General features: G+C 67.7%; 10 protein-coding genes. 5 read left to right on the forward strand and 5 right to left on the reverse strand.

Features of this window, described 5'->3' with window-relative positions:
- Positions 1-80: 80 nt before the first annotated feature.
- Positions 81-1,652, forward strand: a complete 1,572-nt coding sequence (locus tag RJ1_RS21795) for an Hsp70 family protein (RefSeq protein WP_240319941.1) — start codon at positions 81-83, stop codon at positions 1,650-1,652.
- A 70-nt stretch (positions 1,653-1,722) separates the two neighbouring features.
- Here the strand turns inward: RJ1_RS21795 and RJ1_RS21800 are convergent, their stop codons facing one another.
- Positions 1,723-4,998 carry a (Fe-S)-binding protein gene (locus tag RJ1_RS21800; RefSeq protein WP_073363861.1) on the reverse strand — a complete coding sequence of 1,092 codons (3,276 nt, stop codon included), beginning with the start codon at positions 4,996-4,998 and terminating at the stop codon, positions 1,723-1,725.
- Positions 4,999-5,606: 608 nt separating this feature from the next.
- Here RJ1_RS21800 and RJ1_RS21805 point away from each other — a divergent pair.
- The 4 genes from RJ1_RS21805 to RJ1_RS21820 all read left to right on the forward strand — a co-directional run bounded on the left by RJ1_RS21805 (position 5,607) and on the right by RJ1_RS21820 (position 8,761).
- Positions 5,607-6,053 (forward strand): hypothetical protein, encoded by a 447-nt coding sequence (locus tag RJ1_RS21805; RefSeq protein ID WP_073363862.1) that lies wholly within the window; start codon positions 5,607-5,609, stop codon positions 6,051-6,053.
- A 296-nt stretch (positions 6,054-6,349) separates the two neighbouring features.
- Positions 6,350-7,021, forward strand: coding sequence for a DUF8020 domain-containing protein (locus RJ1_RS21810; RefSeq protein ID WP_073363864.1), 672 nt, complete (start codon positions 6,350-6,352; stop codon positions 7,019-7,021).
- A gap of 334 nt (positions 7,022-7,355) precedes the next feature.
- The gene (locus tag RJ1_RS21815; protein WP_240319942.1) at positions 7,356-8,066 is read left to right on the forward strand and encodes a DUF8020 domain-containing protein; all 711 of its coding nucleotides are present in this window, start codon (positions 7,356-7,358) and stop codon (positions 8,064-8,066) included.
- Complete coding sequence (locus RJ1_RS21820; RefSeq protein WP_073363867.1) at positions 8,063-8,761, forward strand: DUF8020 domain-containing protein; 699 nt, start codon at positions 8,063-8,065, stop codon at positions 8,759-8,761. The genes RJ1_RS21815 and RJ1_RS21820 overlap by 4 nt, the downstream gene beginning before the upstream one ends.
- A 142-nt stretch (positions 8,762-8,903) precedes the next feature.
- Here RJ1_RS21820 and RJ1_RS21825 read toward each other — a convergent pair whose 3' ends face one another.
- The 4 genes from RJ1_RS21825 to RJ1_RS21840 form a co-directional block, all read right to left on the reverse strand.
- Positions 8,904-10,214, reverse strand: a complete 1,311-nt coding sequence (locus RJ1_RS21825; RefSeq protein ID WP_073363869.1) for a S1 family peptidase — start codon at positions 10,212-10,214, stop codon at positions 8,904-8,906.
- Between the two features lie 230 nt (positions 10,215-10,444).
- A complete protein-coding gene (locus RJ1_RS21830; RefSeq protein WP_083400661.1) occupies positions 10,445-11,764 on the reverse strand; it encodes a S1 family peptidase in 1,320 nt (439 codons plus the stop codon).
- Positions 11,765-11,877: 113 nt separating this feature from the next.
- Positions 11,878-13,047 carry a hypothetical protein gene (locus RJ1_RS21835; RefSeq protein ID WP_073363873.1) on the reverse strand — a complete coding sequence of 390 codons (1,170 nt, stop codon included), beginning with the start codon at positions 13,045-13,047 and terminating at the stop codon, positions 11,878-11,880.
- A gap of 150 nt (positions 13,048-13,197) precedes the next feature.
- Positions 13,198-14,381, reverse strand: a 1,184-nt coding sequence (locus RJ1_RS21840; RefSeq protein WP_218026505.1) for a LuxR C-terminal-related transcriptional regulator, incomplete at its 5' end; no start/stop codon positions are given.

Genomic DNA, 14,381 nt, shown 5'->3' on the forward strand with positions numbered 1-14,381 from the left:
GCGGCCGGCACAGGAAGGCGGTTTAGCGTTTCGGGCGGCAGGAAAGGCACCTGCCGTCATCACGGAACGGAGATCACGACATGCGGACATCGATGGGGATCAGTATGGGGTCCGACTCGTTCGTGTCCGCACAGATGCACGATGGATCGACGGCGCGCACCAAGGACTACGACGGCTTCACGGTGGTGCGGCACTCGGCCGAACTCGCGCTGTCGTCGAGCAGCGCACCCACCCTCGGGGCACTCCGCACCGGACCGCTTCCTCAGGGCAGCATCGTGTTCCGTGACTTCATCGACAGGGTCGGTGATCCCGTTCCGGTGATCGGCGACGACGGAACCCGGACACCGGCAGTGCAACTGGTGGCCACCGCCCTCGACTGCCTTGTTCGCGGCCGTACCCCGGCACTCGACCACGTGGTGGTCGCTGCACCTGCGGGCTGGTCGGGATACGCGGTCGAGGAACTCGAGGACGAGATCCGCCGGTGGGGTCTGTTGCAGAATCGTACGGTCACAGTGATTCCCGAAACCACTGCGGCACTGGCATGGATCTCCGAGGTCGAGCGACTCGACGACTACGTGACGCTACTATTGTGCGACGTCGGCGCCCATTCCCTCGACCTGACCGTGGTCACGAGGCGCGGTGCCGCATTCGGGGTGGTCCGGTCGACGCGGAGCACCGACTTCAGCGGAGACCACGCCGACCGTCTCCTGACGGGGCATGTCGTCGGGCTCGTCCAGAACTCACACCCGGATTTCGATGTCGACGATCCCGCACACCGTGGTGCGCTGACCGAACTGGCGTCTCGCTGCCGGACTGCGAAGGAGCGGTTGTCGCAGGACACCTCGGCGGTGGTGACCGTCGAACTTCCCGGGGTTCGACGCCAGATACGCGTCATGCGTTCCGAATTCGAGGACGCCATCCGCGCGCCCCTGACCCGCGCGGCGAACACCGTGGCACGTGAACTCGAACGTCTCGCCGACGCCGGCACTCCCGCCGACGCCGTCGTCCTCCTCGGCGGCGGGGCGGCGGTTCCACTGGTGACCGAATTGCTCTCGACGGCCGCGGACGTGCCGCTCGTCGTCGCGCCCGAGCCGGCTTCCGCGTCCGCCCGCGGTGCCGCGGTGATCGCGGAGCGTGCCTCCCTCGAGAGGTCGGGCTCCCGCGTGACAGCCCCGGGACCGCGGGTGCGGCCGCCCGCGGCACCGCGACCGATCGCGACCGCAGAGTCGTCGCGGGTGCTGCCCCCGTCCGCATCGGTCGGGTTGCTGACGCAACGCAGTGCGCCGCCCGCGGCAGTCGCTCCGGCACCGACCGGGGTGCCCACGAAGCGGAAGTCCGGGATTCGGGGGTGGATGGTGGCGGCGAGCGCCTCCGTCCTCGTCCTACTCGGTGTCGGCGCGGCGGCGACACACATGATCGGCCAGGACAACTCGTCCTCGGCAACGACCACCACGACGACGTCGTCCGTCGAACAGGCGTCGTCCGCAGACGAGTCTGCGCAGGACGAGAGCGTGCAGGACGAGAGCGTGCAGGACGAGAGCGTGCAGGACGAGAGCGTGCAGGACGAGAGCGTGCAGGACGGGAGCGTGCAGAACCAGGCGCCCGCTCAGCCGATGGGCGGCGGAGCGCCCGGACGCGCCGGGCCGCGCTAGGGAGGCCCCGACCGAAACAGCAGCGCCCCCACCGATCACGGTGGAGGCGCTGCTGTTCAGCTACTGCCGGCTAGCTCTTCCGGCCCGGTGCTTTCGCGCCGGCCTTGAAACCGAGCCCGCCGGGCTTGGCTTGCGGCGGAGCCTGCACCGACTCCGGTGCCTTGCCGTTGGACCCGTCGCCGTTCGACTCCTCGACCTTCGGAGCCTCAGCCTCAGCCTCAGATGCCTCGGCCTTCGGTGCCTCAGCCGGGGGAGCCTCGGCCTTCGGTGCTTCGGCTTGCGGTGCTGCAGCTTTGGGAGCTGCGGCCTTGCGGGCTCCGGGAGCCTTGGCGCCGCTCTTGAAACCCAGTCCACCGGCCTTTGCCACTGGCGGAGCCTTCGGTGCCTCGGCGGCGGGTGCCTCCGGAGCTGTGGGAGTGTCGGCGACCGCGGGCTCGGCAGCCTGGGGTTCGGCGACTGCCGACTCGGCCGGTGCGTCCGCAGGAGCAGCCTTCGCGCCGGGAGCCTTCGCCTTGCCCTTCATCTGCAGACCCTTACCGGGTGCCTTGGCCCCGGACGCGAGTCCGAGCCCCTTCGGCTTCGCGGCGGGTGCTTCCTGCGCGGGGGCTTCAGCAGTCGACGCGTCCGCAGCCGGTGCATCGGCAGCCGGAGCGGCGGCCTTCGCGCCGGGAGCCTTGGCGGCACCCTTCATCTGCAGTCCCTTGCCACCCGGTGCCTTCGCACCGCCGGCGAGTCCGAGACCCTTCGGCTTCGGTGCCTCCGCGGCGGGTGCGTGGGCGCCGGCAGCCTCGGCCGGAGCGGGAGCAGCCTTCTTGGCGCCGGGAGCCTTCGCTCCACCCGCCATGCCGAGACCCTTGGCGGGTGCTTTCGCGCCGGGAGCCTTCGCCCCGCCTGCCATGCCGAGACCCTTGCCGGGTGCCTTGGCTCCGGGAGCCTTCGCCCCGGGTGCCTTGGCCAGGCCCTTCATCGCCAGACCCTTGCCCGCCGGAGCCTCTGTGGCGGCCGGAGTTGCCGCGGCCTCCTCGACCTCTTCGACGCCTTCCTTCTCGACCACCGCGGCCTTGGCCTCGGCCGCCGCCGGTGCTGCCGGCTCGGCCGGCTTCTCACGGGGAACGACCTTGATGTTCTCGGTCAGCGTCTCGGGTTCGAGACGCGTGATGGACGAGAGCATCAGCTGTGCGACGTCCACGACCTCGACGCCCTCACCCTGACCCGACTCCTGGCGCGCGGTGACACCGTCGGTGAGCATGACCCGGCAGAACGGGCAGCCGGTCGCGATCTTCTTCGGATCCGTACTGAGCGCCTCGTCGACCCGGTCGATGTTGATGCGCTTGCCGATGTTCTCTTCCATCCACATGCGGGCGCCACCGGCACCACAGCACATGGAACGTTCGCCGTGACGGGGCATTTCCTTCAGCTTGGCGCCGGAGGCCTCCATCAGCTCGCGGGGAGCGTCGTACACCTTGTTGTGGCGTCCGAGGAAGCACGGGTCGTGATACGTGATGTCCTCGCTGACGGACGCCACCGGAATCAGCTTCTTCTGGCGGACCAGGCGGTTGAGCAGCTGAGTGTGGTGAACCACCTCGTACTCGCCGCCGACCTCGGGGTACTCGTTGCCGAGCGCGTTGAAGCAGTGCGCACAGGTGACGACGATCTTGCGCTTGCGCTGCTCGACGCCGTCGAAGACCGAGTTCAGCAACTCGATGTTCTGCATGGCGAGCTGCTGGAACAGGAATTCGTTGCCGGCGCGGCGAGCGGAGTCACCGGTGCAGGTCTCGTCGGCGCCGAGCACCATGAACTTCACACCCGCGGTGGCGAGCAGTTCCGCGACGGCCTTCGTGGTCTTCTTGGCGCGGTCCTCGTAGGCGCCGGCGCAGCCGACCCAGAAGAGGTACTCGTAATCCTCGAAGCTGTCCGCATCCTGGCCGAACACCGGAATCTCGAAGTCCATCTCGTTGATCCAGTTGAGACGGTCCTTGGAGTTCTGACCCCAGGGGTTGCCCTTGTTCTCGAGGTTCTTGAACAGGCCGGCCAGCTCGGACGGGAACTCCGACTCGATCAGCACCTGGTAGCGGCGCATGTCGATGATGTGGTCGACGTGCTCGATGTCGACGGGGCACTGCTCGACACATGCGCCACAGTTGGTGCAGCTCCACAGCGTCTCGGCGTCGATGACCGGAGCCAACTCGCCTTCGACGGTCTCGCCGACCAGCTTCCGCTCGGCCTCCTGGCGCGCGGCCTCGGGGATCGCGGCGAGCTTGGCCTCGTCCACGGCACCCTCGCCGTTCACCAGGCCGACCTCGTCGCCGCCCATGTCCTTGCGGCCACCGGCCAGCAGGTACGGGGCCTTCGCGTAACCGTGGTCGCGCAGCGACGTGATGAGCAGTTTCGGGGACAGCGGCTTGCCGGTGTTCCACGCGGGGCACTGCGACTGGCAGCGACCGCACTCGGTGCAGGTGGTGAAGTCCAGCCAGCCCTTCCAGGAGAAGTCCTCGATGTTGCCGGCGCCGAACGTGTCGGTGTCGGGATCGGCGTCCTCCATGTTGATGGGCTTGCCCTGGGACATCATGGGCTTGGCCGCACCGAGGGCGACGTCGCCGTCGTCCTCACGCTTGAAGTAGATGTTCGCGAACGCCGCGAAACGGTGCCACGCGACACCCCAGGTGATGTTGCGTCCGACGACGTAGAGCCAGATCATGCCCGACATCAGCTTGACGAAGGCGAAGACCGCAACCATGTTCGGGCTCGCGGGGAGCAGTTTCGCGAGGTTCATCGTGAAGAAGTCGGTCCACGGGTTGGAGTGGCCGTAGGTGGCGATCTTGCCGGCCTTCACGAAGATCATGCCCAGGCCCTCGATGAGGACGACGGCCTCGACGAAGTAGGCGGCCCTGAAGTCGGACCCGCCGAACCGGGACAGCCGCGCGGGAACACGCGGGTGGTTGAGCTGGCGGATCACGATCAGCGTGGTGATGCCGATGACCGTGCCGAGACCGAGGATCTCGTCGATGAAGTGGTAGACGGCGGTGTTACCGACCAGCGGCCAGTGGAACTCCGGGTCGAACGTCTGCCCGTAGGCCTCGAACCACACGATCGCTCCGAGCATGAAGCCGACCATGACGAGCCAGTGAGCCCAGCCGACGGTGCGGAACTTGCTCATGCGGGTATGCGCGATGAACTCGATGCACATCTGCTTGAAGCGCGGGAAGAAGGGACGCCATCGGTCCGGGGCCGACTGGCCTATCCGGACGACGTTGACCATCTTCAATGCGCCTGTGATGAAGGAGAACCAACATACGAGGCTCAGCAGCACGCCGATGGTGCCCAACGTGATCGTCAGGGCATTCATGTCGTGGCCTTTCGTTTCAGGGCGGCAGGGCGGCCACCTCGGGACTGCTCGTGATCCTAACGCTTGCTAAGTTACCCGCTAGTAACTTAATCAGCCTACCTGTGGGTAACTTACCGCTGTCGAACAGGATCTCTGCAGCTGGGGCGCCGATGCAGCATGTGGCGCATGCCACAATCGGACTTATCTGTTCGCCACGTTAAAGGGTCGGAATTGCGGTGTTCGCCCAAGGTCGCCCTAAGTCCCGCCGGCGACCGCCGCGGGGTGCGCGAGCCGGCTCCAGCGGGCGTCGGTCGGGTCTGGAGTGTCACGAATTCGACGCGTTCGTGTCGCGGCCGGATAACGATCGGCTAATTCGGGTTTGCGCGCGCCGCGACGACTTCGGAAATTGATGGAGTGACGTAATTCATTCCACCGCATTTAGCGCGAATTACACCGATTCGAGTTGCTACCGATCGGTAACTTGGCATCTGGATGAAATTTTCGTCAATGCCGATTTCGGGCGTGATTCCGCTGTTACTCTGAGCGTGTTTTCCGGCCCTGGCCAGGGTTGCGCAGTGCACTTCGATCACACCAATACTTCGTCGGGACGCTCCTGAAATGAGGCATCAATGATCGTGAGAACAGCTGCAGTGACGGCAGGCATGGCGGTTGCCGCCATGGGTCTGGCTGCCGGAGTCTCCCATGCAGGACCGGCTGTCGCGCCCGCGCCGACGTCGACGGTAGCGACGTCGACGGCGCCCGCGGTTCTTCCGCTGCCGTTGCATGACGTCGCCTCCCGAGAGGAGAACGACAGGGCGTTCGGTCAGTTCGGTGCGCAGGTCGGCATCGCCGTCACGGTCGGAAGTCTGGTCGGAACGATCGCTGGGGCCGGAATCGGCTGTATCGCAACACTTCCCGCCGGCTGTGTCGCCGGACTGGTGACCGGAGCCGGAATCGGCGGGGTTGTCGGAACGATCGTCGCCGGTGGCCCCACTCTCGGCGTCAGTGCGTACCAGTTGTGGGAGACGTACAACGCCGCCCCGGGCACCTCGATCTACGCGGATCGCGTCGAGTAGTCCGACTCCCTTCGCTGTCCGGCCCCGTCGCGCCCGAGTGCGACGGGGCCGAGTCGTGCCGGTGCCACCCAGCGAAGAAACCGACCGGTTCCCCGCTTTTTGTGGTAATAACTGAAGCTATGTTCGGTGAAATTCTCTGATTTAGGGTGCGCGACAGTTCTGCGGGCGGGCTTTTGTTACTCCGCGCCGATTTGTTCCGAGTCGGGAATTTTCTCGAGTCGAGACTCAATTGGGATCTCTCACAGCAGCAGGTTACTGTTTAGCAACAGATGGGGTTGAAACTCAAAGGGGATCGAATGAAGTTGCGTCGAGTCGTCACGACATCGGCTTTGGTGGCGGCCGTTTTTGCTGCGGGCTCCGGCCTCGCGAGTGCCGACCCGGGTACGCCTCAGGAGCAGATCGGCTACGAAACCCACGTGGAGGATCGCGCCGTCGTCACGAAGATCGATGCGGGTGCGTTCGTTGTGGCGTCGGATGGCCAGTCCGTTGCGCTCGAGGACGGAGCGGGAAACCCGGTCGTCTCGCTCCCGCTCGCCTACAGGTTCGACGGATTGCAGTTCCCCTTCGATGAAGAGGTCAGTGAAGACGGCAGGACTCTCACGTTGACTCCGGTCACCGATCGCACCAAGGCGACCCCGGTTGCGGACATCGATTTGCCGCTGAGCGATGTGGCCTCGGTCGAGGAGAACACGAGAGCTCAGACGAATTTCGCTCAGCAGCTCACGCTGGCCACTGCCGTCGGGGGATTGGCGGGCACGGTCGTCGGTGGGGCAATCGGGCTGGTCGGTCTGATCGCAGGGCCTGTCGCGCTCGCTACGGTCCCGGTGTTCGCGGCAGTCGGTGCGATCGCCGGAACTGTCGTTGTCGGTGGACCGACCCTCGTCATCGCGGGTATCCAGCTCGCTCAGACGCTGACGGCGCCCGACGGCACCACGATCTGGGCAAAGAAGGACAAGGACGCGAAGTAAGTCTTCGACGAGGCTGGGTCCCCTGCGAGAGGTGTGAGAATTCGATGGCAGAACTGTTCGGCATCCTGGCCGATATCTTTGGCTACGTGATCACGATCGTGACGGTCGGCCCGAAGCTCTTCTGAGTTCTACGGGGCGAGCACGCACCCCGACACCGCCCGTCCTCCGTTCGGAGGGCGGGCGGTTCGTCGTTTCACGAGCTCCGGAAGTGAATCTGGTCACAGCGGCTGAGCTGGCCTGCCGGGATCGCCCATGCTTAGGCTAACCTTCGTCCGTCACAGCGCTGCTCTCGAAACGGATCTCGATGAACCTTCGACGGTTTACTGCCACATCCATGCTCGTCGTCGCGGCGATGGGCGTCGGAGCGGCAACGTCCTACGCCGATCCGGCAGTCGCACCGCAAGCGGGCGCGGAGCAGGGCATCCCGAATATCAACTACCAGACCGCCCGTGACGGCGACGCCGCTGTGGCGACCCTCGACGCCGGCGCCTTCTCCATCAACGCCGCCAACGACACCGTCGACGTCGTCGACGACGGCGGCCGGGTCGTGGCCTCCATCCCCACCTTCTTCCGGGTCGACGATGTACAGCACCCCTTCGCCGTGGCGGTCGACGCATCCGCGCGCGTTCTGCGACTCGTCCCGAACATGGATCCGGCGGCGGCGACCCCCGTCCCCGTGTCGCAACGGCTGACCCTCGACGACGTCGCCGCACCGGTGGACAAGGAGGAACGCGACGATCGCGCACTCGACGACTTCCAGCAGCAACTGGGTATCACCACGGCGATCACCGCGATCGTCGCAGCCATCATCGGCGGGGCGATCGGCTGCGCGGTCGGTGTCATCCCCGGAACGGCGGCGCTGGTGATTCCGTTCCTCGGCCTCGCCGGACCGGTGGCCGGGTGCATCGGGGGAGCGCTGATCGTCGCCCCCGTTGCTGCGCTCGCGGGCACGATCGTGGTCGGCGGCGGCGCCCTCGTGATTCTGGGTATCCAGTACTTCAACACGATTAACAGCCCGTTCGTCGCACCGGCACCCGCGGCATGAGCGGCCGGTACGCACGGAACGTCCGGGCCCTCACCGGCGCAGCGTTCCTCGTCGTCGCGGCCCTCGGGCTCGACGCCGGCACCGCCCACGCATCTCCGGTGACGCAGGGTGCGCCCGACATCGGCTACGAGGCGCACGCCGAGGGCGATTCGGTGGTCACATCGATCGACGCGGGTGCCTTTCGGATCACCGACACCCGCGACGCGATCGAGGTGGTGGACGACGGCGGCAAGGTGGTTGCGGCACTTCCTCTCACGATCCGGCTGGGTGATGCCGTCTATCCGATCGACGCCGACCTCGCCGGACGCACGGTGACGCTCACCCCGCACGTACCCGCGGACGTCGCATCGTCACTGAAGTCGGTGGCGCAGGAGGGGTTCGACACCCAGGACGAGCGGGACGACGTCGCACTGGCCGACTTCAACAGCTATCTCGGCTACGCGACACTGATCGGCGGCCTGATCTTCGGCGTGATCTTCGGAGTCGTGGGTCTCGCGGTCGGCTGCGGGTTGCTTGCCGTGACCGTGATCGGCACCCCGGTCGGGTGCCTCGGTGGGCTGATGGCGGGATTCGCCGCCGGCGGGCTGGCCGGGACCATCTTCGTGGGCGGCGCCGCACTGGTGATTCTCGGAATCCAGTACCTGATCACCATCAACACGCCCTTCGTGCCGCCCGCGCCCGACCCGACGTCCTGATCGGACCCCCGCGCGTCGGGTAGCCGGCAGCGGTCGGACCGCGGCGCGTGCACGACGCACTGGTCCGCGACGAGTTCGCTACCGACGACAACGGCCCGCCTCCTTCGAGAAGGAGGCGGGCCGCGGTCGTCGGCGGAGTGCGTTACGAGGTGCGCACGCGCAGACCCGGGTTCTCCGCCAGCACCTCGTTGATCGGCGTGGCGAACAGTTCGGGGCTCTCGCCGAGGACGAACGTGACGACGTCCGCGACCTGGCAGATCGGGTACTGCCCGACGTTGGACGCGCTCGAGATGCCGAGTGCCAGGGTGCCGGTGACGATGGTGCCGCCGCTGTCGCCCTGCAGGGCGCACATGCTCGTCGAGAAGCTGTCGGCCAGCGTCCGCTCACCGACCGACACGGTCTGCGCGACGGACGTGACCCGACCGCACGTGAAGCCGGTGGTCAGACCCGACTTGCAGACCGGGGCACCGACAATCGGGTCGGCTGTTCCGGTGATGGCGACCGGCGCCGCGCCGGGAACGCGGACGCCGTTGTTCTCGAACCGGCGTGCTGCGCTGTCGTCGGCCCGGATGATCGAGTAGTCGTGAATGTCCAGGCTGGTCTTCGCGAAGGTGCCGATCCGCGGACCGGTGCCACCCGGAACCAGCGCGAACGCCTCCGACGCCTCCGAGGTGCCTGCTGCCGCCAGGTTGGGGTCGCAATGCCCTGCCGTGATGTTCACCGGTCGGCCCGCGCTGTCGGTGCCGTTGAAACCGAGCGAGCAGCGCAGCCCCACGCCGCCGCCGAGCGAGCCGTAGGCGTCGCCGCCCAGCAGGGCGTCGGCGGGGAGCGGCTCGGCGATGGGGGTGAGATCGGTGGACGGCTGCGGAGCGGCCGTGGCAGGCGACTGCACGATGCGGGCGCCCTTCAGGAAGTCCGGAAGCTGCAACCCGCCGACGTTGTCGGCGCGGAGCACCAGATCGTTGTTCACGATGTCGATGGCCACACCGCGCACCAGATCCGAGACGGCGGGCGGCTGGGTGTCCAGCCAACCGTCGAGCGTCTTCACCTGCGCCTGCAGGCTGCTCTCGCTCTGAGCCACATCCTTGACCTCGAAGCCGGCCTTCTCGGCTGCGGCGACAGCGGCATCCTTGTCGGCCCCGTCGGCGAGCCCGACGATCGGGGTGCCGGCGTTGTCGAGCCAGGTTCCGGCGAAGGCGTCCGGGAACTGGGTGCGGGCGATCTTGGCGAACTCGGCCAGCTTCTGGCCCAGCTCGGAGTGCTCCAGGTACTGGTCCGGGCTCAACGACAGATCACGCTGAATGGCGTCGATCAGTTCCGCGGGAAGCTTGGCGGCCTGGCCGGACACTCCGGGCTCGACCGGATCGGCCTGAGCGGATGCGGCGACCGGACCGAGGAGCAGCAGCGCGGCAGAGCCGAACACGGCGGCACGACGTGCGATGGAGCTTCGCATGGGGGCCTTTCTATGTTTGTTTGTTCGCAGTTGCCTCGCGGGCGCATACGAATACGACCCCCCCGACAGGTAAGGCCGTACACAGTCGGAGTCGACTATATGGGTTCGCCCCGCCTATTCCCACCTGTAACACTCTCGGCGGACGATGCAGCTGGACAAAGCGGACACACGCCTGAACACACCGGTGCCCGGTGTCCGAGCGGAACGGACACCGGGCACAGGGTGGAGAACTAGTCGGAGATGGTGCGCACGTGCATCCCGGAGCCGATCGTGTCCACGATGTCCGCGACCGGGATGCCCAGGCTGGCCGTGCCACCCTCCGGTGCCAGCACCAGGTTCGCCTCCGTGCAGTTGGGGGCGCCACTGGCGTTGGAACCACTGGTGATTCCCAGCGCGAGGGTTCCGGTGACGATGGCGCCGCCGCTGTCACCCGCGAGGGTGCAGGCCGTGCCGGCGAAACCGTTGACCACGCGACTCGAACCGTCGGCGACGAACAACTGCGTCTCGACGTGATCGGCGGCGACCACGCCACACGTGAACGACGACGTCTGACCCGACTTGCAGATCGGGGCGCCGACGACGGGACGGGCCGTACCGGTGATCTCCAGCGTGGTGCCGTTCGCACCGCGGACCGCGGGACGGTCCAGGCCGGCCTTGACCCCCGCCTCGTTGAGCTTGATCACCGAGTAGTCCAGCTTGTCGGCCGGATTACCCACCGAGGACTGCGAGAACGCGCCGATCTGCTGGCTGTCGTCGACGTTCTGATGATTGGGGAGGAACACCGGCGACGGCTTGCCCTCGGCGGGGTTGCAGTGTCCGGCGCTGATGTTGACCGCCTGGCCGCTGTCGTCCACGGCGTTGAAGCCCAGCGAGCACACGGAGATCTCCGAGATCGGCGTCTTCGGCAGCTCACCCGCGGTGGTGATGTAGGTGTCACCGGCGAGGGGGCCCTTCTCGACCGGACCGCCGCCACCGGGGCTCAGCATCACCTTGACGTTGGCGAGCAGCGTCGGCAGGTTCAGGGCCTGGCCGATGGGGCTGTTGACGACATCGATGACGACGCGGTTCTCGAGGACGTCGATCGACGCGGAGTTGACCTGGGACGCCACGTCCTTCGGCAGTCCCGCGATCCAGCCGTTCACGTCGGAGAGCGTCTTCTCCAGGCCGTTCGCGGACACCGGCGCAATGCGGGTGGTGTACCCGGCCTTGGCTGCGGCGTCGGCGGCCTCGTCCGTGGTGACCGCGACGACGGGCTGGCCGTCGAGGCCGATCCAGGCCCCGGCGAAGTCGTCGGGATGCTGCTCCCGGAAGTCCTCGGCGTAGCTACCCAGTTCCTGTGCCTTCGCGGCGCGGTCGAGGTACTCCTGCGGGCTGATCTTCAGGTCGCGGGTGATGGCCTCGACCAGCTCGGTCGGCAACTTGTCGGCGCTCAGCTGAGTGGTGTCGGTCTGCGTAACAGGGTCGGCCTGGGCGGCAGTGGAAAACGGAAAGAGAAGAAGCATTGCCGAGGCGCCTACAACAGCGGCGCGGTGCGCCAGCACGTTACGCATGAAATCCCTTCTGCACGGAATCCGTTCACGGAGGGATTCCTTCTGGGGTGGGTATCAGCGCCCCACCTTAAGCTACGACCCGGTCGACCTGTCGGGGAGGTGTGACCGGAGCCTCACTGGCCTGGGCTTTTCAGAGCAGGCGGCGCGGTCGTCGTCGTGGTGGTCGTCGCGACCGCGGCTGCCGGCTTCGTCGTCGTGGTCGTCTCCGGCGGCGTCGTGGTGGTAGTGGCAGCGGTGGTGGACGAGGTGGTGGTGGTGGCGGTCGTCGTCGTGGTCGTCTGCGGGACCGTGGTGATCGACGGGAGGGTGATCACCGGGGACGACGAGGTCGGCGGAGGCGGCGGCACGAACACGGAAGTCGTCTCGACCGGCGCCGGCGGAGGAGCGACCGGGATGGGCGCCTGGACCTCCGTCGTCACGGCCACCTCCTGCGTGCTCGCGGTCGGGAAGACGGCGGCTGCCGAAGACGTGGGCCGCGCGCTCGACGTCGTCAGCGGCGCGGTCTGGGCGTCCTGAATCGACGGGACCGCGGTGCTGCCGTTGCCGGTGAGCGCGAACGCGAGCGTCCCACCCGCCAGCACCAGTGCTGCCGCGACGCCACCCGCGATGATCAGCGGCCGACGGTCCGTGCGCTTGGCGGGCGGGGTCGGCGCACTCGCCGGAGTGGACGCCTCGGTCGCGTCAGACGGGTACGCGTCGGCCGTAGCAGCAGCTGCGGGTATCGCGGTGACGGCGGAGTACGCGGTGTGCAGTGGGGCCTCGACGATCGGAATCGACTCGGTGTCTGCGCTCGTGTCCTCGTCGGTCAGCGCCAGCCCGGCCGCCAGCAGCGCGGCACCGTGCGCCGGAGACTCTGCCGAGGCGGTCAGGGCCACCGACTCCGCGACGAGAGTCGCCTCGTTCAGGCCCATGTAGTCGAGGGATTCGCGCAGCTTCGTGACGATCTCGGGCGCCCAGTCCGACGGATGGGTGGCGATGACCTTCACCGTCCCGGTCAACCCGTCCGCGGCCTCACGGAACAGGCAGAACATCGCGGTCGCGACGAGATCTTCCGCGCGGGTCAGGGAACCCGCGTACTCGATGCCCGCGGGTTCACCGACACGCTCGAGAAAATCGCGGACCGCTCCCGTCGATTCCGTGCCCGGATCGCCGAGCTGCACCGTTCCGTCCGGTGCCGTGAACAGGACGGACGGGTGTTCGATCGTCCTCACATCGGTCCCCGACGCGGTCACCACCGCCGTCGAAACCGAATCGCCGACGGTGAGTCCGACTCCGGTGGTCATGGAGAATCCTTACTGGCACAGTTTCGAGGGGTGCATCATCGCACCATGTGCACAGTGTGTCGCCTGCCGAAGTCGAATGGTTACACGGGTCTGCGCCTTCGGCGCCTGTGAGTACTTATTAACCGCGGGCGGTTAATAAGTACTCACAGGTCAGGAGTCGGCGGAGTACCCGTGGCCCATCGCCCGCAGCATCGACAGCAACTCGGACCGCGACCCGGCGCCCAGGCGGCGCCGGATGCGGGCGACGTGGTGCTCGATGGTCTTGGCGGAGATGTAGAGGCGTGCCCCGATCTCCCGGTACGTCAGCCCCTGGACGAGCAGTTCTGCCACCTCGGCCTCGCGGTCGGTGAGTGATCCGGGTGTGCCGGGGTTCGACAGCACCGCGGAGTCGGAGCCGTTGCCCGCCGACGTCGGCTGGCGCACGGCCCGCGCGACCTGCAGCAGCGTGGTCGCGACCCTCGTGTCGGAGGCGCGCAGTGCGGCCTCGCCCGCGAGGCGTGCACCGTCCCACGGCAACCCGATCCGGTCGAGGGTGCGGGCGGCGTCCTCGACGGATGCGGCGTCGATATCGCCCTGCAGCACGCGCAGCCAGGCACGACCCGCGGTCGCGAGTCCCGACGCGTACGTGCTGACCTTGGCGGCCTCACCGAGTGCCCGCGCGTGGGGCATCAGATCTGCGGGACATTCGGCGAGGATCGACGCCTGCACGCCGTACCAGTGCAGCGCCGACCCCCACATCGCCGGTTCGCCGAGTGTCCGCAGCAACGACTGCGCGTCCTCGACGAGGTGGGTGATCCGGGCGGGTTCGCCGACGCGGATCGACGTCAGCCACAGTTCGCCGAGCGGCAGGAGGCTCAGCAGGTCCACCGAGTACTCGGCGAGCACACCCTGCGCTCCCGACCAGGCCTGCAGGAGTGCCGCGTTGTCGCCGGTGCGCCGGGCCAGGCCCACCCGCAGACCGTGGACGAACAGCAGGTCGCGCTGCTGCATCGACGCCGCGTCGAGGCCGTCGAGCCGCGACTGCGCCGCAGCCAGGTCGCCGCGGACCATGGACGTCCAGGCGGTGAGGAGCTGATGCCGGTTCGTGGTGACGCTGCCGGACCGCTCGGTTTCCCGCGCCCGGGCGAGGACGGCGTCCGCGTGGGCGAGTTCGCCGCAGTGGAGGGCGGCGAGGGCGGTGATCGCGGCGGGGGAGTCGGGCAGCATCCGCGGCCGGGACGCGCGGCCGGGCAGCGACAGCGCGCGGGTCAGGGAGTTCAGTGCCGCGTTCGCGGACGCGGTCACCGACTGCACCAGTCCCGTCGCGACGAGGGCGGCCCCGGCGGTGGCGGCGG

The sequence above is a fragment of the Rhodococcus jostii NBRC 16295 genome, from assembly GCF_001894825.1.
Taxonomy (GTDB): domain Bacteria; phylum Actinomycetota; class Actinomycetes; order Mycobacteriales; family Mycobacteriaceae; genus Rhodococcus_F; species Rhodococcus_F jostii.